The organism is Neisseria meningitidis, from assembly GCF_022869645.1.
In the GTDB taxonomy this organism is placed as follows: Bacteria; Pseudomonadota; Gammaproteobacteria; order Burkholderiales; family Neisseriaceae; genus Neisseria; species Neisseria meningitidis.
The window spans coordinates 744,313-766,466 of the sequence record NZ_CP064367.1 but is presented as its reverse complement, the minus strand read 5'-3'; the positions used below and the strand labels follow the sequence as shown (position 1 = coordinate 766,466).

Sequence of the window (22,154 nt, the reverse complement as noted above, 5' to 3'; positions counted from 1 at the left end):
GTTCTTAATGACGTGTTGCGATACGGGTTTTCAGACGGCATTTCAAACAGAACGGATTAAAATCAAATCCAAATCCATAAAAAATGCCGTCTGAACAGCGTTCAGACGGCATTTCGATGTGTATCGCCACGTCAAATCAGTGGTGATGGCCGCAGCCGCATTCTTTTTTCATATCGATTACCATACGGCCGGTAATTTTACCTTCGCGCATTTCTTGGAAGATGGCAGGCGCTTCATCCAAAGCACGCAACTCGACTTTCGGCACAACCAAACCTTCCGCGCCGAATTGGAAGGCTTCTTCCAAATCTTTGCGCGTGCCGACCAAAGAGCCGACCACTTCGATGCCGTCCAAAACCAAACGCGGGATGGACAAATCCATCGATTCCGGCGGCAGCCCGATGGCAACCACACGTCCGCCCGCGCGGACGCAATTCACGGCAGAGTTGAATGCGGCAGCAGATACGGCGGTTACGACCGCAGCGTGTGCGCCGCCGGTTTTTTCCTGAATCACTTTGGCAGCGTCTTCTTTGGCGGCGTTGACAACCAAATCCGCGCCGCTTTCTTTGGCAAACGCCAGTTTGTCGTCGTTGATGTCGATGGCGACAACGTGCGCGCCGAATACTTTTTTCGCGTATTGGACCCCCAAGTTGCCCAAACCGCCCGCGCCGTAGATGGCAATCCACTGTCCCGGACGAACACTGGAAACTTTAATGGCTTTATAAGTGGTCACGCCGGCACAAGTGATGCTGGACGCTTGGGCGGGGTCGAGACCGTCGGGGACTTTGACCGCATAATCCGCATTGACGATGCAGTGGGTCGCCATACCGCCGTCGGCGGTGTAGCCCGCGTTCAATACGGAACGGCACAGGGTTTCGCGGCCGGTATTGCAGTATTCGCACGAGCCGCAGCTTTGGAACAGCCAGGCGATGCTGACGCGGTCGCCGACTTTCAGATTTTTCACACCGTCGGCAACTTCTTTAACCAAACCGATGCCCTCGTGTCCCAGCACGCGGCCCGGTTTTTCGCCGTAGTCGCCTGCCGCAACGTGCAGGTCGGTGTGGCACACGCCGCAATATTCGACTTCGACCAACGCCTCGCCGTATTTCAACGGGCGAACCTCGCGTTCGACTATTTCCACATCGCCCGCTACATTTTTATTCACAACAACTGCCTGCATTTTCATGATTGCGCTCCTTAGTTACGGCAAAAAAACCTGTAAACGGAATGTTGTCCGATATAAGGGTAAGCATACGCTTCCGCATCTCACAGGTCAAGTGGTATGTTGTTGAAAAATATAGATTATATGTTATATTATAACAGCTTGGAAAGGCGCGGCATCGGGGCGGTTGCCGGATGAGGGGCGGCAGGTTTCAAGTTTGAAAAACCGGACGGCAAACCCGTAAAGATACCGTCTGAAGCTGTGTCCAGACGGCATCTTTACGGGTTTGCGGGCTTCGGCGGAGGATTAGTCGAAGCCGGGGCAGGATTGGTTTGTATCGGAAGCGGCAATGGTACCGCCGTCGTTGAGCGTAACGACGCAGGTTTCGCCGTCGTTGGTGGTGGGATTGGGCGTTGCCTTAAGGGTAAAATGGTCGGGGCTGACTTCGCTTAAGGTAATGTTGAAATATTTGTTTTGTTTCAGTTTGTTTTTGTCGTAGTTGTCAAACCTCCCTTTTTGGCGGTAGTAACGTTCCATGGTCTGCGCGTTGTGCAGCAGGGTCGTCCTGACTTCCGACAGGCGGACGCGCCGGATGTAGGTTTTATAGGAAGGGTAGGTGATGAGCGTCAGGATGCCGAGGATGGCGACGGCAATCATCAGCTCGAGCAGCGTAAAGCCTTTTTGAACGTTTTTCATAGCAATGTGTTTCCATTTGTTTATCGGTCGACGGCATTATAACGCCGTATCGGAAATGGCGGAATATGTAAACGGATTGAAATTTTCGGGAAAGCAGATTGTATAAGCCATTTAAAACAAATGGTTATTTTTATTGTCGGCAGTTTGCCGCCTTGGATGGGGCAGGGACTTGCGGTAGAATCCGCTTCCGATTTATGGGATTGACGCATACAGAGAATTGAAAACATGGCAAAAATGATGAAATGGGCGGCTGTTGCGGCGGTCGCGGCGGCAGCGGTTTGGGGCGGATGGTCTTATCTGAAGCCCGAGCCGCAGGCTGCTTATATTACGGAAACGGTCAGGCGCGGCGACATCAGCCGGACGGTTTCTGCAACAGGGGAGATTTCGCCGTCCAACCTGGTATCGGTCGGCGCGCAGGCATCGGGGCAGATTAAGAAACTTTATGTCAAACTCGGGCAACAGGTTAAAAAGGGCGATTTGATTGCGGAAATCAATTCGACCTCGCAGACCAATACGCTCAATACGGAAAAATCCAAGTTGGAAACGTATCAGGCGAAGCTGGTGTCGGCACAGATTGCATTGGGCAGCGCGGAGAAGAAATATAAGCGTCAGGCGGCGTTGTGGAAGGATGATGCGACCTCTAAAGAAGATTTGGAAAGCGCGCAGGATGCGCTTGCCGCCGCCAAAGCCAATGTTGCCGAGCTGAAGGCTCTAATCAGACAGAGCAAAATTTCCATCAATACCGCCGAGTCGGAATTGGGCTACACGCGCATTACCGCGACGATGGACGGCACGGTGGTGGCGATTCTCGTGGAAGAGGGGCAGACTGTGAACGCGGCGCAGTCTACGCCGACGATTGTCCAATTGGCGAATCTGGATATGATGTTGAACAAAATGCAGATTGCCGAGGGCGATATTACCAAGGTGAAGGCGGGGCAGGATATTTCGTTTACGATTTTGTCCGAACCGGATACGCCGATTAAGGCGAAGCTCGACAGCGTCGACCCCGGGCTGACCACGATGTCGTCGGGCGGCTACAACAGCAGTACGGATACGGCTTCCAATGCGGTCTACTATTATGCCCGTTCGTTTGTGCCGAATCCGGACGGCAAACTCGCCACGGGGATGACGACGCAGAATACGGTTGAAATCGACGGCGTGAAAAATGTGCTGATTATTCCGTCGCTGACCGTGAAAAATCGCGGCGGCAAGGCGTTTGTGCGCGTGTTGGGTGCGGACGGCAAGGCGGCGGAACGCGAAATCCGGACCGGTATGAGAGACAGTATGAATACCGAAGTAAAAAGCGGGTTGAAAGAGGGGGACAAAGTGGTCATCTCCGAAATAACCGCCGCCGAGCAGCAGGAAAGCGGCGAACGCGCCCTAGGCGGCCAGCCGCGCCGATAAACGAATATGCCGTCTGAACACGGAAACGGTTTCAGACGGCATTTGTTATTGATTTACGGAATATTATGAGCTTGATCGAATGTAAAAACATCAACCGCTATTTCGGCAGCGGCGAGAACCGCGTCCATATTTTGAAAGACATCAGCCTGTCGATAGAGAAGGGCGATTTTGTCGCCATCATCGGGCAGTCCGGTTCGGGCAAGTCCACGCTGATGAACATACTCGGCTGTTTGGATACCGCCGGTTCCGGTTCGTACCGAATCGACGGCATCGAAACTGCCAAAATGCAGCCTGACGAGCTGGCGGCATTGCGCCGCGAACGCTTCGGTTTCATCTTCCAACGCTACAACCTCTTAAGCTCGCTGACCGCAAGGGATAACGTCGCGCTGCCAGCCGTCTATATGGGCGCGGGCGGCAAAGAGCGTTCCGCGCGGGCGGACAAACTCTTGCAGGATTTGGGTTTGGCAAGCAAAGAGGGCAACAAGCCCGGCGAACTCTCGGGCGGACAGCAGCAGCGCGTCTCCATCGCCCGCGCCCTGATGAACGGCGGAGAAATCATCTTCGCCGACGAGCCGACCGGCGCGCTCGATACCGCCAGCGGCAAAAACGTGATGGAAATCATCCATAAGCTGCACGAAGCCGGGCATACCGTCATTATGGTCACGCACGACCCCGGCATCGCCGCCAATGCCAACCGCGTCATCGAAATCCGGGACGGCGAAATCATTTCCGACACCTCGAAAAATCCCGAAATCCCCGCAAGCAATGTCGGGAGGATTCGGGAAAAAGCCTCGTGGTCGTTTTATTACGACCAGTTTGTCGAAGCCTTCAGAATGTCGGTGCAAGCAGTATTGGCGCACAAAATGCGTTCGCTTCTGACGATGCTCGGCATCATCATCGGCATCGCGTCGGTGGTTTCCGTCGTCGCATTGGGCAACGGTTCGCAGAAAAAAATCCTTGAAGACATCAGTTCGATAGGGACGAACACCATCAGCATCTTCCCGGGGCGCGGCTTCGGCGACAGGCGCAGCGGCAGGATTAAAACCCTGACCATAGACGACGCAAAAATCATCGCCAAACAAAGCTACGTTGCTTCCGCCACGCCCATGACTTCGAGCGGCGGCACGCTGACTTACCGCAATACCGACCTGACCGCTTCTTTGTACGGCGTGGGCGAACAATATTTCGACGTGCGCGGACTGAAGCTGGAAACGGGGCGGCTGTTTGACGAAAACGATGTGAAAGAAGACGCGCAGGTCGTCGTCATCGACCAAAATGTCAAAGACAAACTCTTTGCGGACTCGGATCCGTTGGGTAAAACCATTTTGTTCAGGAAACGCCCCTTGACCGTCATCGGCGTGATGAAAAAAGACGAAAACGCTTTCGGCAATTCCGACGTGCTGATGCTTTGGTCGCCCTATACGACGGTGATGCACCAAATCACAGGCGAGAGCCACACCAACTCCATCACCGTCAAAATCAAAGACAATGCCAATACCCAGGTTGCCGAAAAAGGGCTGACCGATCTGCTCAAAGCGCGGCACGGCACGGAAGATTTCTTCATGAACAACAGCGACAGCATCAGGCAGATAGTCGAAAGCACCACCGGTACGATGAAGCTGCTGATTTCCTCCATCGCCCTGATTTCATTGGTAGTCGGCGGCATCGGCGTGATGAACATCATGCTGGTGTCCGTTACCGAGCGCACCAAAGAAATCGGCATACGGATGGCAATCGGCGCGCGGCGCGGCAATATTTTGCAGCAGTTTTTGATTGAGGCGGTGTTAATCTGCGTCATCGGCGGTTTGGTCGGCGTGGGTTTGTCCGCCGCCGTCAGCCTCGTGTTCAATCATTTTGTAACCGACTTCCCGATGGACATTTCGGCGGCATCCGTTATCGGGGCGGTCGCCTGCTCGACCGGAATCGGCATCGCGTTCGGCTTTATGCCTGCCAATAAAGCAGCCAAACTCAATCCGATAGACGCATTGGCGCAGGATTGAGGTTGGCACAAAGATGCCGTTTGAAGCTGCCGGACCGGTCATTTTGGAGCAGAAACTTATCGGACAAAACGGTTTCTTAGATTCTACGTTCTAGATTCCCACTTGCGTGGGAATGACGGCGGCGGGGCTTCGTATTGTTCAATTTATTATTTTCAATCATTCAATGGGTTAGGATGTGTTTGTTGGCTTGCTAACTTTCAGGGCGGATTGGTTTTCAGGCGGCATTTCCCGCAAAAAAGGCTTGGAATTTTCCAAGCCTTTTTTGCGGATGGATTATTGATTTTTGCGGATGATTTCCTCCAGTTGGGGCATCGGGCTGTAGCCGCTTTGGCTGCGCCCGTTGGGGAAGACGAGGGTCGGCGTGCCGTTGAAGCCGAATTGTTCGCCCAAGGAAGTGGTTTCCGCGACGGGATTGTCGCAGATGCTGCCGCCGACCGGGAATTTGCCTTTACGCATCCAATCCGTCCACGCTTTGGCGCGGTCGGGCTGACACCATAAGATTTGCGCCTTGCGCGCGGCATCGGGGTGCAGGCCGGCAATGGGCATCATAAAGCTGTAAACCGTCACGTCGGTCATTTTTTCAAACTCGTGTTCCAAGCGTTTGCAGAACGGACAATCGGGGTCGGAGAAGACGGCGACTTTCAGCTTGCCGTTGCCGCGCACTTCTTTGATGGCTTTGTCCAAAGGCAGGGAGGCGAAGTCGATTTTGTTCAAATCGGCGGCGCGTTCTTCGGTCAGGTTTTTGCGCGTGTCGATGTTGATGAGTTCGCCGACGAACATATAGCCGCCTTCGGCATCGGTGTAGATAATCTGCCTGCCGCTGACGACGACTTCGTAAATGCCTTTGACCGGTGTTTCGCTGACGCTCAACACTTTCAAATCTTGGGCGGAATAGGTTTTTTCCAAACGCGCTTTCAAAGAGGCGGCAACGGATTTGCCGGCGGACTCGGCTTTGACGGCGGGTTCGGCGTTGGCATTGGAAACGGGCGTTTGCCCGCAAGCCAGCAGCGGGAGGACGGTAAAGGGGGTCAAGATTTTGATTAACTTGGTTTTCATATAAAGATGATTGCGCGTGTTGGAAAAGCGGAATTGTATCAAATCTCTGTTGCGCCTGCATTGCGCCTAGGCTCAATTTATCGTCTGAAAATAGCTTCCGCCTGTTAAAATACGCAAAAAAATGATTTGCCTGCCTGTATGATCTACCACCGCATCGCCGTAAACGTGCCGCTTTCAGACGGCCTTTTGACTTATTCCCATTCCGATCCGCTTCCTCCGGGAACGCGGGTGCTTGTGCCTTTCCGCAATAAAACCGTGGTCGGGATGGTGTGGGAAACGGATATTGCGCCGGATATGGATACGGCGCGGATTTTGAGCGTTCGGACGGCCTTTTCGGACGAGCCGCTGCTGCCCGAAAGCTGGCGTGATTTGTTGGCGTTTACGTCGCGTTATTACCACTATCCGACCGGGCAGGCAGTATTTGCCGCATTGCCGCAAGGTTTGAAGGAAACGCGCGCGGTGGAAATGCCGCAGCCGCCGTTGTTTTACGCGTTGAACGAAGCGGGCAGGGCGCAAACGCCGCCGCCGGCGCGGTTCAACAAAAAAGCGGCTCTGTGGGACGCGCTGCTGTCGGGCGGGATGACGATGGCGGCGTTGAAGCAGGTGAACGCGCAGGCGGCGAAATTAATCGAAGATTGGGCGGAGCAGGGCTGGATCGAAACGACGGAAGCGGCGAAGCCCATTTTAAGGTCGTACCACGGGCAGGCTTCGCACGCCGGATTTGTGTTGAACGCCGGCCAGCGGCAGGCTTCCGATGAGATTCAGACGGCATTGGGACGGTTTCAGCCGTTTTTGCTGTACGGCATCACCGGCAGCGGCAAGACCGAGGTGTATTTTGATGCGATGGCGAAAGTGTTGGCGCAGGGGCGGCAGGTGTTGTTTCTGTTGCCCGAAATTAATCTTACGCCGCAGCTTTTGAAGCGGGTGGAAAACCGTTTTGCCGACGTGCCGACCGCCGTGTTGCACAGCCGGATGGCGGCAGGCAGGCGAACGCAGGATTATCTGCGCGCGATGTCGGGGCAGGCGAAGCTGGTGATCGGCACGCGGCTGGCGGTGTTCACGCCGATGGATGATGTCGGGCTGATTGTGGTCGATGAGGAACACGACGGCTCGTTCAAACAGGACAACGAATTGCGCTACCACGCCCGCGATTTGGCGGTGTGGCGTGCGAAGCAGGGCGGCTGTCCCGTCGTGTTGGGCAGCGCGACCCCAAGCTTGGAAAGCTGGCACAAGGCACAAAGCGGCGCGTACCGCCTCTTGCAACTGACCGAACGCGCCCATGCCGCCGCGCAACTGCCGCAAGTAGAAATCCTCAACGCAGGCCGTCTGAAACTCGACAACGGTTTCTCGCCGCAAGCCTTGCAGCTTCTGAAACAGAATTTTGAAGCAGGCGGTATGTCGCTGGTGTACCTCAACCGGCGCGGCTTTGCGCCCGCGCTGTTTTGCGGCGACTGCGGCCATACCTTCGGCTGCCCGAACTGCTCCGCCAAAATGGTGCTGCACCAACGCGCCCGCCAACTGCGCTGCCACCACTGCGACCACCGCGAACCCGTCCCGTTCAAATGTCCCGACTGCGGCAACCAAGACCTGACCGCCGTCGGACACGGCACGCAGCGCGTCGAAGAAACCCTGCGCGCCTTCCTGCCCAAGGCAGCCGTCGTCCGCGTCGACAGGGACAGCACCGCGCACAAAAACGACTGGGCGGATTTGTACCGCCGCATCGCCGACAACGAAATCGACATTTTGGTCGGCACGCAGATGCTTGCCAAAGGCCATGATTTTGCGCGGCTCAACCTCGTTATCGTGTTGAACGCCGACGGCAGCCTGTACAGCGCGGACTTCCGCGCACCGGAAAGGTTGTTTGCCGAGTTGATGCAAGTGTCCGGCAGGGCGGGGCGCGCCGACAAACCCGGCAAGGTGCTGATACAGACCCAACTGCCCGAACATCCCGTCTTCGCCGCCGTCAAAGCGCAGGATTATGCCGTGTTTGCCGAAAATGAATTGAACGAGCGGCAAATGTTCGCGATGCCGCCCTTCGGTTTCCAGACCGCCGTCCGCGCCGATGCGCCGCGTGTTGCCGATGCGATGGAATTTCTCAATGCCGCCAAAGAAACCCTCGCCCCGCTGTTGCCCGAAAGCGTTTCCCAGTTTGGCGCCGCCCCTATGCTGATGGTGCGCCTTGCTGAACGCGAACGCGCGCAAATCTTCCTCGAATCGGTATCCCGACAGGATTTGCACCGCGCCGTGAGTTTGTGGGTGCAGGTGTTGCAGCAAAACCGCGACAGCAAAATCAGATGGTCGGTGGATGTCGATCCGCAGGAGGCTTGATTATCGGCAATACGATGCCGTCTGAAACCGTTTCAGACGGCATTTTTATTCCGGGTCGCCCGTAAACGCATTCGCCCGAAAAATCGGAACAAACGTGAAAAGATAAAGCGTGAACACGACGGCGGTCAGAATCGCGGGGACGGTGATGAAGAATATTGGATTCACGTTCATCAAGAAAGCACGCGAGACGGCAGCCATAAAGAGCAGGAGGACGGCGATGAGGCAGAGTTTCGGGTAGTCGAGCTTGGTAAAGCCGCTGTGCCACAGTCCGGCGGTCAGCCACACCATCATCACGCCGCCCATCATGTCGCCGAGGGTAATCAGGTGCAGGGGCGCGGAGGCGGGCAGGTTTTGCAGTTTCGCCGCACCTGTCCACAAATAGCCTGCGGCGGCAAAAAGCTGGAGCAGGTAATAAGTGCGGACGTAGTGTTTGCGCAGGAGTTCGTGATGGTGCAGTTCGCGCAGCTTGGCGAGCAGGATGAAACCGACGGCAAGCGCGGTAAAACCGGCGGTTTGCGCAGGCAGCCAAAGTTCGGCGGCGGTGTGCAGCAGCAGGAAGGTGATGGCGATGTTTTTATAGACGATGTTGGGGATGAATACGGGGTCTTTCAGACGGCATTCTTTAAGGGCTTCCGCGCCCAGCAAAACACTCACACGTATGGAAACAAACATCACCGCAGCCATATTTAAATGCACTTGCGCGCGCAACAGGTTCAAGTCGCCGGTTGCCGCGTATGCCGTCTGAAAAACGGTGAACGCGGCAAGCAGCATCAGCAGGGCGAAGTTATCCGTGTTGCGGGCCAGCCAAATCAACCAAGCGCAGAACAGCAATAAAACCAGCCAATAAGCCGCTACAAAGAATGCGGCAAGTTGCGGTAAAAACGGCAATAAAACAGCCGCAACAAGCAACAACACCGCCATCAAAGTAGTGGCAGGTTTCAGGTTGCCCGAAAAACCCGTCCAGTCCAACAAAGCCGCAGTCAGGAAACCACCATATGCTGCAGGCAGCATGAGTTCTAAGAAGATTTGGCGGTGCAGGACGACGACACCGGGGCTGATGAAAAACACCAACGCGCCGAGTATGGCAAGCACTGTCGCGCCGACGCAAAACGGGCGCATAGCAACAGTATTTTTCACCCCGTCGGGCAAAAATACCAAAACTCAAATCAAGCCGTCCGGATACCGTTTTCGGCGGTATCGTTTTCGGCAAAATAATCACGCATCCGGGCATTCGATATCGTCAGCAGTTTACGCATACATGCCGTAACGGCAACCTTATACGGCTTACCCTCGGACGGCAGGCGTTGGTAGAAATCCCGAATAAGCGGTTCAAAACGTGTCGCTGCCACGGTAGCCATATACAGTGCCTTAAGCACCGCAGACCTTCCGCCAAAGCAGCGGCTTTTGAATTTGGTTTCCCCGCTCTCCCTCGGGTGCGGGGCAATGCCGACCAAACTCGCTATCCGTTTGTGCGACAGCCGCCCCAACTCAGGCAGCATCGCCATCAGCGTAGCCGTCGTTATCGAACCGATGCCTTTGATTTGTTCTGCCACTTGGGCTTTGCCGTCAAAATGCGTGTGGGTGTGGTCGTCGATTTGTTTGTCCAATTCGTCAATCAGCCGGTCAAAATGGGCAATCAGTTGTTTGACGCTTCCGACTTGCGTTTCGTGAACCTGATGCAGACGGTTTTTCTCGGCAGTCCGCATATCCGCCGGTTGGTTGCGGCGGTTAACCAAGGCTTCCAACACTTCTTCCGCTTCGGTGGGCGGTTGGTAGGGCATGGTTTGCGAATCTTCTTTCTGTGCCGTCATCTGTGCGAAGAAGGCGGGCATTTTGGCATCTTTGGCGTCGGTTTTGGTCAGCGGCTGCGATTGGGCAAACTGATGCGTCTGACGCGGGTTGGCGATAATCACGGCTATGCCTGCTCGGCGGATGGCTTTGGCGGCGGGGATTTCGAGACCGCCGGTACTTTCCGTCACGACGAGGGCGACCTGAGACCTTTGCAAAATTCCTTTCCCTCCCGACAGCCGAAACCCAAACATAGGTTTTCGGCTGTTTTCGCCCCAAATACCTCCTAATTCTACCCAAATACCCCCTGAATCCTCCCCGGATACCCGATAATCAGGCATCCGAGCCGCCTTTTAGGCGGCAGCAGGCGCACTTAGCCTGTTGGCGGCTTTCAACAGGTTCAAACACATCGCCACGGGTCTTCGACAAATACCGGTCGCGTTTGGTTTGCGTTTCCGACAGCGGACGGTTGCGGCAGGCTTTGCGCATAATGCCGTCCTGCAACTGATGTTCTTCCAGATGTTGCCGGTTTTCCGCACTGTCATAGCCTTTGTCGGCATAGACGGTCGTACCTTTGGGCAGTCCTTCCAACAACGGCGACAGGTGTGTGCATTCATGGGCATTGGTGGGAGTGATGTACAGTTTCTCGATATAGCCTTCCACATCGGTACGGGTATGTTGTTTGTAACCGAGTTTGTAGAGGCCGTTTTTCTTGATCCAACGGGCATCGCTGTCCTTACTCGGTGTGGTTTGACCGCTGATTTGTCCTTCTTCGTCAACTTCTATGGCCTGACGCTGTTTGCTGCCGGCGGTCTGGATAATGGTGGCATCAACGACGGCGGCGGATGCTTTCTCTATTTTTAGGCCTTTTTCGGTCAGTTGGCAGTTAATCAGTTTGAGTAATTCGGACAGGGTGTCGTCTTGCGCCAGCCAGTTGCGGTAGCGGCATAAGGTACTGTAATCGGGGATGATCAGTTCGTCGAAACGGCAAAACAGGTTGAAATCGATGCGGGTGATGAGGCTGTGTTCGAGTTCGGGATCGGAGAGGCTGTGCCATTGTCCGAGCAGGACGGCTTTGAACATGGACAGCAGAGGGTAGGCGGGACGGCCGCGGTGGTCTCTAAGGTAACGGTTTTTTTGACGGTTCAGGTATTGTTCGATCGGCTGCCAATCAATCACCTGGTCCAACTTCAATAGCGGGAAACGGTCGATGTGTTTGGCAATCATGGCTTGTGCGGTTTGCCGGAAGAAGGTGCTCATGGAAAATCCCCTAAATGGCTTGGTGGGAATTTAGGGGATTTTGGGGAATTTTGCAAAGGTCTCGACCTTGTGTTTTTTAAGGTATTCGATAGTATGGGCGATACCTTTGGGGTTGTTGGTTTCGGTTTTGGTTTTAGACAAAGACGAAACGGCGATGACGAAGTTTCGTTTGGCGATGTCGATATAGTGAATTAACAAAAATCAGGACAAGACGACGAAGCCGCAGACAGTACAGATAGTACGGAACCGATTCACTTGGTGCTTCAGCACCTTAGAGAATCGTTCTCTTCGAGCTAAGGCGAGACAACGCCGTACCGGTTTTTGTTCATCCACTATAACAGCAACCCTGTCGCCGTCATTCCCGCAAAAGCGGGAATCCAGTCCGTTCAGTTTCGGTCATTTCCGATAAATTCCTGTTGCTTTTCATTTCTAGATTCCCGCTTTTGCGGGAATGATGACGGAAGGGTTTTGGTTTTTTCCGATAAATTCTTGAGGCATTGAAATTCCAGATTCCCGCCTGCGCGGGAATGACGAATCCATCCGCACGGAAACCTGCACCACGTCATTCCTACGAACCTACATCCCGTCATTCCCACAAGGACAGAAAACCAAAATCAGAAACCTAAAATTCGTCATTCCCGCGAAAGTGTGAATCTAGAAATGAAAAGCAACAGGCATTTATCGAAAATAACTGAAACCGAACAGACTAGATTCCCGCCTGCGCGGGAATGACGGCTGCAGATGCCCAACGGTCTTTATAGTGGATTAACAAAAATCAGGACAAGGCGACGAAGCCGCAGACAGTACAGATAGTACGGAACCGATTCACTTGGTGCTTCAGCACCTTAGAGAATCGTTCTCTTTGAGCTAAGGCGAGGCAACGCTGTACTGGTTTAAATTTAATCCACTATATAAAAAATTTCCAGAGAACCGATACAACAGTTGGAACTTGGGCTTGGGAATATTACGGTAGATAAACTTGGAAACTCTGTTATGCTATGGTCTTTTGTCGCAATTGAAAAAAACGCGAACCGAATGGTTCGCGTTTTTTCAGACGGCATTAATTATTTTTTGTCGTCTTTTACTTCTTCAAAGTCGGCATCTACGATGTCATCGTCTTTCTTTGCAGAAGCATTGGCTTGTTCGCTTTCGCCTGCTTGGGCTTCAGCTTGTGCTTGCGCGTAAACCATTTCCCCCAGTTTTTGGCTGGCTGTGCCCAGCGCTTCGGCTTTGGCATCGATAGCTGCTTTGTCGTCGCCTTTAACTGCTTCTTCAGCTTCTTTCAACGCGGCTTCGATTTTTTCTTTCTCGGCTGCATCGAGTTTGTCGCCGTAGTCGGCCAAAGATTTTTTCACGGAGTGAATCAGGGCTTCGGCTTGGTTGCGGGAAGCGACCAATTCAGTCAGCTTTTTATCTTCCTCAGCATTGGCTTCGGCATCTTTCACCATGCGTTCGATTTCTTCTTCGCTCAAACCTGAAGAACCTTGGATGGTGATGTTGGCTGCTTTGCCTGTGCCTTTGTCTTTGGCAGAAACGTGCAGGATACCGTTGGCGTCGATGTCGAAGGTGACTTCGATTTGCGGCACACCGCGAGGTGCGGGTGCGATGTCGCCCAAGTTGAACTGACCCAAAGATTTGTTGGCGGAGGCGCGTTCGCGTTCACCTTGCAGTACGTGGATGGTTACTGCACTTTGGTTGTCTTCGGCAGTAGAGAACACTTGAGACGCTTTAGTCGGAATAGTCGTGTTCTTTTGAATCAGCTTGGTCATCACGCCGCCCATGGTTTCGATACCCAAGGACAGAGGGGTTACGTCCAGCAGCAATACGTCGCTGCGGCCGCCGCTCAATACTTCGCCTTGGATCGCTGCGCCTACGGCAACGGCTTCATCAGGGTTCACGTCTTTGCGCGGTTCTTTGCCGAAGAAGTCTCTCACGGCTTCTTGTACTTTCGGCATACGGGACTGCCCGCCGACTAAAATTACGTCGTCGATGTCGCCGGTGCTCAAGCCGGCATCTTTCAATGCGGTGCGGCAAGGCTCGATAGAGCGGGCAATCAGGTCTTCAACCAGGCTTTCGAATTTGGCGCGGGTAATTTTCATTGCCAAGTGTTTCGGGCCGGTTGCGTCCATGGTGATGTACGGCAGGTTGATTTCGGTTTGCTGGCCGCTGGACAATTCGATTTTGGCTTTTTCGGCAGCTTCTTTCAGACGTTGCAGAGCCATGACGTCTTGTTTCAAATCAATGCCTTGTTCTTTTTTGAACTCGTCAATGATGTAGTCGATCAGACGTTGGTCGAAGTCTTCACCGCCCAAGAAAGTATCGCCGTTGGTAGCCAATACTTCAAATTGTTTGTCGCCGTCGAGGTTGGCGATTTCGATGATGGAAATATCGAAAGTACCGCCGCCCAAGTCATATACGGCTACTTTGCGGTCTTTGTTGTCGCCTTTGTCCATACCGAATGCCAAAGCGGCTGCGGTCGGCTCGTTGATGATGCGTTTTACGTCCAAACCGGCGATACGGCCTGCGTCTTTGGTGGCTTGACGTTGGCTGTCGTTGAAGTAGGCCGGAACGGTAATCACGGCTTCGGTTACTTTTTCGCCCAAGTAAGCTTCGGCGGCTTCTTTCATTTTACGCAGGACTTCTGCGGAAATTTGAGGAGGAGACAGCTCTTTGCCTTGCGCTTTCACCCACGCGTCGCCGTTGTTGGCTTTGATGATTTCAAAAGGCATGGATTCGATGTCGCGTTGGACTTCTTTGTCTTCAAATTTGTGGCCGATCAAACGTTTGGCGGCGTAAATAGTGTTTTTGGCGTTGGTTACCGCTTGGCGTTTGGCAGGCGCGCCGACGAGGATTTCGCCGCCGTCCAAATAAGCGATAACGGACGGCGTGGTGCGTGCGCCTTCTGCGTTTTCGATCACTTTGGTTTGACCGTTTTCGGAAATGGCCAAACAAGAGTTGGTTGTACCTAAGTCGATACCGATTACTTTTGCCATGTGGATAATCCTATTTGATTTTGCTTATTTTGAGAAATATGTTGGAACATTTTGTCCCGATGGGCTGTAAATAGGGCGGGCGGCGGGCTGTTTCAAGCTACAGCATGGCTATAAGTATATAACTTTATGAATATATTGGTTTTATATTTGATTTAATACATTTGGCTCCAATGCATTTAAGCATAATATTTCAAATGGCAGGCAGGTTTATTCATAGACGATGCCGGCGAGCATTTCCTGTTCGTTCAAGTTGCCGTACTCTTTTTCCCAGTCGTGTGAAGACTCGATGATGTCGCATTCTTTGGAAAGGGAGACTTGTTCTGCATCCATATCTTTGGCGTTCAGTATGTTGAATTTTTCGCACAGGGATGCGGATAAAGTGATGTCAGGCTGTTTGGCTTCAGAACGGTTTTCTTGGAAGGCAAAGCAGAATGCGGTAAATGCCGCAGCATAGATAAGATATTTGCCGGTTTTCTTCATTTTCTATCCTTTTTCTGTCAACTCAGGATTAAACCTATGGAAAATCTTAAAAATTATGTATTGAGTAAGAAAAATCATAATTTAAATTTAGTTTATCATAGTTGTTCCGTTTTTGGGATAGCTAAGGTAAAATATATTTCATGTTTACTTTAGATGATTGAATGAAGGGGAGCGGAAGGATATTTATGGAAACCTTTAAAGACAGACTGGTTTTTTTATGGAAAAGCGAAGCGAAGCAGGCAAAAATCGCATCCGATATTGAAATGACGATTGCGGGCTTCAGCAGGATATGGAATGAAGGCGGTCTGCCGAAGTCTGAAACATTAAAAAAAATCAAGCAGTTGAAGGGGTGTAGTATCGATTGGCTGCTGACCGGGGAGGGTAATCCGTTTCCGGATGAAGCCCCAAAAAAATCCCTTGCTTACGATACCTTGGGCAATGAAGTTGATACGGACGAGTTTGTCTTTGTGCCGAGATATGATATTCGGGCGGCTGCGGGATACGGGCAGTTTGTCGATCATGAGGAACCGGTATTTACAATGGCGTTCAGACGGCATTGGATTGAGAATTATGTTACCCGCGATACGAAAAACCTGTCTGTAATTTCCGTCAAGGGGGATTCTATGGAGGGGGTTTTGAATGACGGCGATTCGATTTTGGTCAATCATGGTGAAAATACGCCGAGGGACGGTCTGTATGTGTTGCGGATTAATGAAAATCTGCTGGTTAAACGTTTACAGATTGTACCGGGCGGGATTATCAATGTGATTTCTGCAAACGAGGCTTATCCTGCTTTTGAAATCAATTTGAACGATTTGACCGATGATGTGGAGATTATCGGGCGTGTCGAGTGGTTCGGCAGGACGATTTGAGTTTGGGGCTTGAAATTGCAGGCGGTCAAACTTATCTATTGGAACAATTCCTTTTTCAAAGGCGAAGCCTGCTTGCCTTTAAAGGGGGTTTGAGAGAGAATGCAGAAAATATTATATTAAGGAATCACACCATGTCGGATGAAAGCCCTATTATTTTTACTGACAGCTGCTGTGCCAAAGTTGCCGATTTGATTGCCGAAGAAAACAATCCCGATTTGAAATTGCGGGTTTTTGTCAATGGCGGCGGCTGTTCGGGTTTCCAGTACGGATTTACTTTTGACGAAATCAAAAACGACGACGATTTTGAAATTGAGAAAAACGGTTTGGTCTTTTTGGTCGATCCGATGAGCTATCAATATCTGGTCGGTGCGGAAATCGACTATACGGAAAGTTTGCAGGGTTCGCAATTCGTCATCCGCAATCCGAATGCGGAAACAACCTGCGGTTGCGGATCGTCGTTTTCCGTATGACCGCTTGGTTTGTGTGATGCCGTCTGAACGTTCAGACGGCATTTTTACTTTTAGAAAATATATTATCGGGATGAATTCACATATAATCCGATTGTTTGAAGATGAATCGGGTTTCCCGAAAGGAACGGGCGGAACGGTATCAGGCGTATTTGTTCCCTTATGATTGAGATGAGTAAAGATTACCGAAACGATTTGTACGATGTATATGTTTCTTACCCGCCCCAAGTGGATCGCGGGCTTATCCGGGAGTGCCTTAAGGAGAATCTCGGCGAGGAAAAGGCGGAAGGATTGATCGAATCGCTCGATTCCAAACCTCAAGTGCTGGTTGAGGAAAAATGCACTTGGGCGAAACGGGAAGAGTTGCATGATTATTTCAGCTATTTGGGTTTGGATATTATTACCCGGAGATATATGGAGTTAGAAACGGTCGTGCCGCCGGAGGAAGGTGAGGGCGAAGGAGAGGGCGCGGATGGGGAAATGCCCGAATATCTTGAACTTCATGGCGGGCGGGAAGATGATATTTCCGCACCTTCGCAACCCGAACTGCCGACCCGCAATATCAAACCGCTGCTTTTCGGGCTGCTGATTGCCTTTTTGGGCTATCTGCTCGGTAAGATTTTTTGATTGTCCGATAAATGCTGTATTCGGGATTTTATATATGAAATGGTTGAAACGCCTGACGGTCATTGTCGGGACTTTTTACCGCTATCGGCTGGCAGGTCTGTGTGCTTCGCTGATGGGTAGCGGTTGGATATGCGCTCTGCTGAAAATGATGCCGCAGTCGTCCAAATTGAAAAACGAACCGCCTGCCGTCCGTCTGCGCCTTGCCTTGGAAAGCCTGGGGCCGATTTTCATCAAGTTCGGGCAGGTTTTGTCCACACGCCCCGATTTGATTCCGCACGATTACGCCGTCGAACTGGCAAAGCTGCAAGACAAAGTGCCGCCTTTTGACGCGCGGCTTTCGCGTGAACAAATCGAAAAATCGTTGGGTCAGTCCATCGAAAAGCTGTATGCGGAATTTGAAACCGAGCCCATCGCCAGCGCGTCCATCGCCCAAGTACACAAAGCCCGCCTGCATTCGGGCGAACGAGTGGCGGTTAAAGTTTTGCGCCCCAACCTTTTGCCCCTTATCGAACAGGATTTGTCGCTGATGCGTTTCGGCGCGGCCTGGGTCGAACGCTTGTTTTCAGACGGCAGGCGTCTGAAGCCGCTCGAAGTGGTGGCGGAGTTCGACAAATACCTGCACGACGAGTTGGATTTGATGCGCGAAGCCGCCAATGCCGGACAGCTCGGGCGCAATTTCCACAACAGCAATATGCTGATTGTGCCCAAGGTGTTTTACGACTACTGCACCAGCGACGTGCTGACGATTGAATGGATGGACGGTACGCCGGTTGCCGACATCGCCAAACTCAAAGCAGACGGCATCGATTTGCACAAACTCGCCGATTACGGCGTGGAAATCTTTTTCACGCAGGTCTTCCGCGACGGCTTTTTCCACGCGGATATGCACCCCGGCAATATTTTGGTTGCCGCCGACAACCGCTACATCGCCCTCGATTTCGGCATCGTCGGCACGCTGACCGATTACGACAAACGTTATCTCGCCATCAATTTCCTCGCCTTTTTCAACCGCGATTACCGGCGCGTCGCCACCGCCCACATCGAATCGGGCTGGGTGCCTGCCGACACGCGTGCGGAAGAATTGGAAGCCGCCGTCCGCGCCGTGTGCGAACCGGTGTTCAACAAACCGATTTCGCAGATTTCCTTCGGCTTGGTGCTGATGCGCCTGTTTGAAGTCAGCCGCCGCTTCAATGTCGAAATCCAACCGCAGCTTGTGCTGCTGCAAAAAACGCTGCTCAACATCGAAGGCTTGGGCCGCCAGCTCGATCCCGATTTGGACTTGTGGAAAACCGCCAAACCGTTTTTGGTGAAATGGATGAACGGGCAGGTCGGCCCTAAAGCCCTTTGGCGCAACCTCAAAAACGAAGCCCCCGACTGGGCGCAAATCATTCCTTCATTGCCGCGCAAAATCAGTGCGTTGATTGATGAAAACCGCCAGCAGGAAATGCGTGATGCCTATATCCATTTGGTCAAAGTGCAGCAGCGGCAAAGCCTGTGGCTGGCTGTGATTGCGGTTGTTTTGCTGCTGATTTTGCTTTTGAAATAGGCTTTGTCCGAATCATCGCCCGACTCCGCCCGTTTATAAGGAAATCGGTTATAGTGGATTAACAAAAACCAGTACGGCGTTGCCTCGCCTTAGCTCAAAGAGAACGATTCTCTAAGGTGCTGAAGCACCAAGTGAATCGATTCCGTACTATCCGTACTGTCTGCGGCTTCGTCGCCTTGTCCTGATTTTTGTTAATCCACTATATTTCCGGTTGCGTGGGAATCGGGTGTATCGAATAAAAGGCATTTTGTCCGACTGGCAAGTGCCGACATCGGCGGCATATCAAGGCGCAGGCTTGAAGCGGGCAATGTCGTCTGAAGCCCGTTTGGCGTTTCAGACGGCATTGGTGCGGATATTCAAATCATAAAGTCGATTTCGGTAAACTGGATATTTTGATCCATATCCGCCGACGGTGTTTTGAGCGATCGCGCCACGGGTTTGGCGGGTACGCCGACAACCGTGATGGACGGCGGCACGTCTGAAACCACGACGCTGCCCGCCCCGATTTTGGCATTGCTGCCGATGCGGATATTGCCCAATATCGAGGCGTTTGCGCCGATCATCACGCCGTCGCCGATTTTAGGGTGGCGGTCGCCGCCTTCTTTGCCCGAACCGCCGAGCGTTACGCCGTGCAAAATCGAAATATTGTTGCCCAACACGGCGGTTTCGCCGGCAACAAAGCCGGTGGCGTGGTCGAGCATCAGCCCGTATCCGAAACGGGCGGCGGGATGGATGTCCACGCCGAATACTTCGGACATACGGTTTTGCAGGAAATACGCCAGCGTTTTGCGCCCGTCGAGATACAGCCGATGGTTGATGCGGTGTGCCTGAATCGCGTGGAAGCCTTTGAAATATAAAAGCGGCAGCGAATATTCGTCGCAGGCGGGATCGCGTTCGTAGATGGCTTTTAAGTCTGCTTCGACGCATTTGCCGATTTGGGTGTCGCTGCCCAACGCCTGCTGGTAGATTTCAAACAGCGCGCGCACGTCCATAATCGGGCTGCCGAGTTTGCTGGAAAGGTGGTAGGCAAGGACGGAGCCGAGGGACTCGTGGCGCAACACGGTTTGGTGCAAAAAACTTGCCAGCATCGGTTCGGCGGAGACCGCGGCCGCGGTTTCTTCGCGGATGGTGTGCCAGAGGTCGAAACCGGTTGTGTTTAAATGGTCTTTTTTCATGAGTGATGACGTTTGAAAATCGATATGGTCGGCAGTATCTTACCGTCTATATTATTTTTTCGGTAGGGGATTTGAAAATGAATTTGAAATTCTCTGCCTTTGCTTGAAGTTTCTTGAAAATGTCCTTATCTTGCGCGGGTAATAACTGGATTTTGATTTCCAATTTGTTTTAAGGGATACGATATGAGCGAACAGACACAGCAGCAAAACAGTGAAGAAGCGGTTGAAAATGTGGAGGCGGTGGAAACCGTCGAGACAGTAGGAAATGCGGACGGTGTGCAGGAACAGGCTGCCGCAGAGCCGGCTTATGAGGATTTGCAGGCGCGGATTGCCGAGCTGGAAGCGCAGTTGAAAGACGAGCAGCTGCGCGCTTTGGCAAACGAGCAAAACCTGCGCCGCCGCCACCAGCAGGAAATTGCGGATACGCACAAGTTCGCCGGACAGAAGTTTGCCGTGGAAATGCTGCCGGTCAAGGATTATCTGGAAATGGCGCTTTTGGATCAGAGCGGCAATTTCGATGCGCTGAAAATGGGCGTGCAGATGACTTTGAACGAGTTGCAGAAAGCATTTGATGCTACGCAAATCAAGGAAATCAATCCTAAAGCGGGCGATAAGCTCGATCCGAATATCCATCAGGCGATGCAGGCGGTGGCAAGCGAACAGGAACCCAATACCGTGGTGGGCGTGATGAAGAAGGGTTATACGCTGTCCGACCGCGTGTTGCGCCCGGCTATGGTTACGGTGGCACAGAAGGAAGCCTGAAGGCGTCTGGGGAATAATCTGATTTATTTCCTGAAGCGCGTTTTGCGTATAAACCGATCGAAGTAAAGCGGCAATGCCGTCTGAACCCGCCTGTCGGGCTTCAGACGGCATTTTGTTTCGGCGTTAACGGTCAACCCGTATGCCGCCTGCCTGTTTTTCTTCATCCAGTTTCTTTTGCAGGGTGTCGCAAGGTGTGTCGCAGTCGCACATTTTTTTCATACCCAAGGCAGTAATGCCGCCGCAACTGCCTTTGATGCTGCGTTTGGAGAAAATATAGCCGACCGCCATACCGATGATGACGGTCAGGAAGATGCCGAAGGTAAGGAGCAGGGTTTTCATGGTGTTTCCTAATCGGTTTGTATGTTTAGCGGAGCAGTTTTTCAAATTCGGAAGACATGGCGGTGCGGTAGCCGCCTTTATCCCTGACAATCAGGAAAACAGCGAGTTTTTCGCGCTCTGCCAGCTTTAAGGCTTCGGTTTCGCCCAATACGAATAATCCTGTGGACAAGCCGTCCGCCGTCATCGCACTGTCTGCGACCACGCTGATGGAGGCGAGGTTGTGACTGATGGGTCGTTTGTTGTTCGGATTAATGATATGGGAGAGGCGTTTGCCGCTTTTATCGACGTGGAAAATACGGTAATCGCCGGAAGTGGCAAGCGAACGGTTGTTCAGCGGGACGATAATCTGCGTATTGCCGCCTTGGACGATGTTGGGCTGTTCGATGCCGATGCGCCAAGGTTCGCCGCGCGCGTTTTTGCCTTTGCCGTGCAACTCGCCGCCGATTTCGACCAGATAATTTTGAATGCCGTATTTTTCCAGTTCGCCCGCAACTTTATCAACGCCGAAGCCTTTGGCAATCGAAGATAAATCCAAATAGGCCTTGGGGTGGGTTTTGCTCAAGGAAGCGTAATCTTTGCCTTGTTTCAAAATGATTTTGTCTATGCCCGTATAAGATGCTGCTTGTTTGATTTGTTCCGGCGACGGTTCACGGGTAACGGATTTGTCGGGGCCGAATCCCCAAAGGTTGACCAAGGGGCCGACGGTTACGTCCAGCGCGCCGTGTGTCAGGCGGTTCAGGTGGACGGCTTCGGCAGTAACGTGTGCGAAGTCGCTTGAAATGCGGAGGGGCTTGCCGGCTGTGTGTTGGTTGAACCGGCTGATTTCGGAGTCGGGCTGATAGGTGGACATCTGCCGGTTGACTTCTTTAAGCGCGTCATCGATGCGCTTTTGTATTTCGGCAGGTGAGGGGAGTTTGTCCCGATTATTTGAAAGGTATTTGACGGTATAGGTCGTGCCCATCGTTTCACCTTGCAGGGTAACGGTTTGCGCGGTTTGTTCCGAACAGGCGTTCAGGAAGATAAAACTCAGGGCAAATATCAAGGTGCGGATAAAGTTCGGCAGGCGTGTTTCAGACGGCATAGTGTTTGACGGTTTTGGCAAATGGTTTGAATTATATCGCAAAACGGCCGGTATGTTTCTATGCCGATGCCGTCTGAAGGGTGTTCGGATGGCATCGGCATAGAAAAAGGAAGAAACCGAG

19 protein-coding genes and 3 pseudogenes are annotated in these 22,154 nt (G+C 52.5%); 9 read left to right on the top strand and 13 right to left on the bottom strand.

Features of this window, described 5'->3' with window-relative positions; all coding sequences use genetic code 11:
- Positions 1-136: 136 nt before the first annotated feature.
- From adhP to IUJ45_RS04045, 3 genes are all read right to left on the bottom strand, one after another.
- Positions 137-1,183, bottom strand: a complete 1,047-nt coding sequence (adhP, locus tag IUJ45_RS04050; RefSeq protein WP_167459868.1) for an alcohol dehydrogenase AdhP — start codon at positions 1,181-1,183, stop codon at positions 137-139.
- Positions 1,184-1,306: 123 nt separating this feature from the next.
- Entirely contained in the window at positions 1,307-1,435 is a 129-nt protein-coding gene (locus IUJ45_RS10960) for a hypothetical protein (protein ID WP_002214395.1), read from the bottom strand.
- Between the two features lie 30 nt (positions 1,436-1,465).
- Positions 1,466-1,855 (bottom strand): type IV pilin protein, encoded by a 390-nt coding sequence (locus IUJ45_RS04045; RefSeq protein ID WP_002249287.1) that lies wholly within the window; start codon positions 1,853-1,855, stop codon positions 1,466-1,468.
- Between the two features lie 225 nt (positions 1,856-2,080).
- Between IUJ45_RS04045 and IUJ45_RS04040 the strand changes: the two genes are divergently transcribed.
- Both IUJ45_RS04040 and IUJ45_RS04035 read left to right on the top strand, forming a co-directional pair.
- On the top strand, positions 2,081-3,259 hold the full coding sequence (locus tag IUJ45_RS04040) for a MacA family efflux pump subunit (protein WP_002249288.1): 1,179 nt from the start codon (positions 2,081-2,083) through the stop codon (positions 3,257-3,259).
- A 65-nt stretch (positions 3,260-3,324) separates the two neighbouring features.
- Positions 3,325-5,259 carry a MacB family efflux pump subunit gene (locus IUJ45_RS04035; RefSeq protein ID WP_002238832.1) on the top strand — a complete coding sequence of 645 codons (1,935 nt, stop codon included), beginning with the start codon at positions 3,325-3,327 and terminating at the stop codon, positions 5,257-5,259.
- A gap of 273 nt (positions 5,260-5,532) precedes the next feature.
- Here the strand turns inward: IUJ45_RS04035 and IUJ45_RS04030 are convergent, their stop codons facing one another.
- Positions 5,533-6,315, bottom strand: a complete 783-nt coding sequence (locus IUJ45_RS04030) for a DsbC family protein (RefSeq protein ID WP_002214390.1) — start codon at positions 6,313-6,315, stop codon at positions 5,533-5,535.
- 138 nt (positions 6,316-6,453) lie between these two features.
- On the opposite strand from IUJ45_RS04030, the gene IUJ45_RS04025 reads away from it, so the two are divergent.
- Positions 6,454-8,643, top strand: coding sequence for a primosomal protein N' (locus tag IUJ45_RS04025; RefSeq protein ID WP_002242370.1), 2,190 nt, complete (start codon positions 6,454-6,456; stop codon positions 8,641-8,643).
- A gap of 45 nt (positions 8,644-8,688) precedes the next feature.
- Here the strand turns inward: IUJ45_RS04025 and IUJ45_RS04020 are convergent, their stop codons facing one another.
- The 6 genes and pseudogenes from IUJ45_RS04020 to IUJ45_RS03995 all read right to left on the bottom strand — a co-directional run bounded on the left by IUJ45_RS04020 (position 8,689) and on the right by IUJ45_RS03995 (position 15,164).
- Positions 8,689-9,762 (bottom strand): NnrS family protein, encoded by a 1,074-nt coding sequence (locus tag IUJ45_RS04020; RefSeq protein ID WP_002219696.1) that lies wholly within the window; start codon positions 9,760-9,762, stop codon positions 8,689-8,691.
- A gap of 47 nt (positions 9,763-9,809) precedes the next feature.
- Positions 9,810-10,649: pseudogene (locus IUJ45_RS04015) on the bottom strand (IS110 family RNA-guided transposase); the annotation flags it as partial.
- Positions 10,650-10,784: 135 nt separating this feature from the next.
- Positions 10,785-11,691: pseudogene (locus IUJ45_RS04010) on the bottom strand (IS5 family transposase).
- Between the two features lie 63 nt (positions 11,692-11,754).
- A pseudogene (locus IUJ45_RS04005) lies at positions 11,755-11,889 on the bottom strand (IS110 family transposase); the annotation flags it as partial.
- Positions 11,890-12,755: 866 nt separating this feature from the next.
- Complete coding sequence (dnaK, locus tag IUJ45_RS04000; RefSeq protein WP_002245961.1) at positions 12,756-14,684, bottom strand: molecular chaperone DnaK; 1,929 nt, start codon at positions 14,682-14,684, stop codon at positions 12,756-12,758.
- Between the two features lie 207 nt (positions 14,685-14,891).
- Positions 14,892-15,164, bottom strand: coding sequence for a hypothetical protein (locus IUJ45_RS03995; RefSeq protein WP_002236760.1), 273 nt, complete (start codon positions 15,162-15,164; stop codon positions 14,892-14,894).
- A gap of 185 nt (positions 15,165-15,349) precedes the next feature.
- On the opposite strand from IUJ45_RS03995, the gene IUJ45_RS03990 reads away from it, so the two are divergent.
- The 5 genes from IUJ45_RS03990 to ubiB all read left to right on the top strand — a co-directional run bounded on the left by IUJ45_RS03990 (position 15,350) and on the right by ubiB (position 18,676).
- Positions 15,350-16,036, top strand: coding sequence for a S24 family peptidase (locus tag IUJ45_RS03990; protein WP_002222885.1), 687 nt, complete (start codon positions 15,350-15,352; stop codon positions 16,034-16,036).
- 131 nt (positions 16,037-16,167) lie between these two features.
- Positions 16,168-16,506: an iron-sulfur cluster insertion protein ErpA gene (erpA, locus tag IUJ45_RS03985; protein WP_002219692.1), complete on the top strand. Its 339-nt coding sequence runs from the start codon at positions 16,168-16,170 to the stop codon at positions 16,504-16,506.
- Positions 16,507-16,522: 16 nt separating this feature from the next.
- Entirely contained in the window at positions 16,523-16,669 is a 147-nt protein-coding gene (locus tag IUJ45_RS03980; protein ID WP_162849215.1) for a hypothetical protein, read from the top strand.
- A complete protein-coding gene (locus tag IUJ45_RS03975; protein ID WP_002247170.1) occupies positions 16,666-17,130 on the top strand; it encodes a hypothetical protein in 465 nt (154 codons plus the stop codon). The genes IUJ45_RS03980 and IUJ45_RS03975 overlap by 4 nt, the downstream gene beginning before the upstream one ends.
- Before the next feature lie 34 nt (positions 17,131-17,164).
- On the top strand, positions 17,165-18,676 hold the full coding sequence (gene ubiB, locus IUJ45_RS03970) for a ubiquinone biosynthesis regulatory protein kinase UbiB (RefSeq protein WP_002247156.1): 1,512 nt from the start codon (positions 17,165-17,167) through the stop codon (positions 18,674-18,676).
- 356 nt (positions 18,677-19,032) lie between these two features.
- Here the strand turns inward: ubiB and cysE are convergent, their stop codons facing one another.
- Positions 19,033-19,851, bottom strand: coding sequence for a serine O-acetyltransferase (gene cysE / locus IUJ45_RS03965; RefSeq protein ID WP_002214372.1), 819 nt, complete (start codon positions 19,849-19,851; stop codon positions 19,033-19,035).
- Between the two features lie 183 nt (positions 19,852-20,034).
- On the opposite strand from cysE, the gene grpE reads away from it, so the two are divergent.
- Positions 20,035-20,613, top strand: a complete 579-nt coding sequence (gene grpE, locus IUJ45_RS03960; protein WP_002214370.1) for a nucleotide exchange factor GrpE — start codon at positions 20,035-20,037, stop codon at positions 20,611-20,613.
- A gap of 123 nt (positions 20,614-20,736) precedes the next feature.
- Here the strand turns inward: grpE and nqrM are convergent, their stop codons facing one another.
- Together nqrM and IUJ45_RS03950 are read right to left on the bottom strand one after the other, a co-directional pair.
- Entirely contained in the window at positions 20,737-20,952 is a 216-nt protein-coding gene (gene nqrM / locus IUJ45_RS03955; protein WP_002219688.1) for a (Na+)-NQR maturation NqrM, read from the bottom strand.
- A gap of 25 nt (positions 20,953-20,977) precedes the next feature.
- Positions 20,978-22,033, bottom strand: a complete 1,056-nt coding sequence (locus IUJ45_RS03950; protein WP_002247151.1) for an FAD:protein FMN transferase — start codon at positions 22,031-22,033, stop codon at positions 20,978-20,980.
- Positions 22,034-22,154: the final 121 nt, after the last annotated feature.